Origin of the sequence: Endozoicomonas sp. ALE010, assembly GCF_049310165.1 — a bacterium.
Taxonomy (GTDB): domain Bacteria; phylum Pseudomonadota; class Gammaproteobacteria; order Pseudomonadales; family Endozoicomonadaceae; genus Endozoicomonas.
Window position 1 is genome coordinate 1 of record NZ_JBLYNV010000197.1, and the last position, 1,004, is coordinate 1,004.

The window sequence follows — 1,004 nt, forward strand, 5'->3', positions numbered from 1 at the left end:
TCACGCCAATCCACAAAACTGACCCGCGCCTCACAATCCATACGACCACCTTCCTGTAAACGCTGCCTGTGAGTCTCATAGAGATCCCCCAGAAGGGCAATCGCGGCCTTTTTGGTCTTGCCCATAGTCTTGGCCTGCCGAACAAGATTCTGCACAGCAGGGGCCTCCAGATCCTCCAGCACACAACTGGTCTGAACCTCCCCGTCCTCATCCTGCCAGGGGAGTTCCACCACCTTCAGGTTGAATTCACGGGGATCCGGTTCGTCAGCATCTTTCATCTTCTTGGAAGTAATCTTGACGGTGTCGTCGGTCTTGCGAACGGCATATTCTGCATCCAGTGCCGCCTTTAATGCCGAGTTCCCCCGGGCCCGATCCTGACTCCCTACCCCGGTGTGATGGACGATCAACACACAACAGCCATACTTGCGCCGAAAGAAGTCATCCAGGTGCCGGACAAACTGGTTCATATCCTGGGTGCTGTTTTCATCCGCCCCACCAAAGTTCCGGGCCAGGGTATCGACAACCACCGTGGAAGGGGGTTGCCCGCCATTCTGCTCCACCATGATCTCCACCGCCTGACAGACCTGTGCCGCACTGGCGGCATCGTACAGGCTGGCGGCACACTTGCTGACAAACAGGGGAGCACCGGCAAGACTCTGGCCGTTGGTTATCTCCCAGGCCTTGAACCGTCGGGAGAGCCCGTTCAAACCTTCACCGGCCAGATAGATAACCGGTCCCGGTCGTTTAATCTCCGCACCGTGCCACGGGTTGCCGGTGGCAATGCAGCAGGCCATATCGATGGCCACAAAGGACTTGCCGCAACCGGGCTCACCAAACATCAGCGCCAGTGAATCGGTCTCCAGAAACCCTTTGATCAGCCAACTGATGGGACGGGGCTCACTGACCATCTCGCCCACAGAGACCAGGCTGAAACTGGAGGACATTAAACGGGAGGGGGCTTTTAACTGCTCCAGCATCAATTCCGGGGCGACCTGTTTCAGGTC

The 1,004-nt window shown here is 57.6% G+C and carries 1 protein-coding gene; it reads right to left on the minus strand.

Features of this window, described 5'->3' with window-relative positions; translation table 11 throughout:
- On the minus strand, positions 1-1,004 hold a 1,004-nt coding region (locus ACO6UY_RS24760), incomplete at both ends, for a helicase RepA family protein (RefSeq protein ID WP_422491725.1).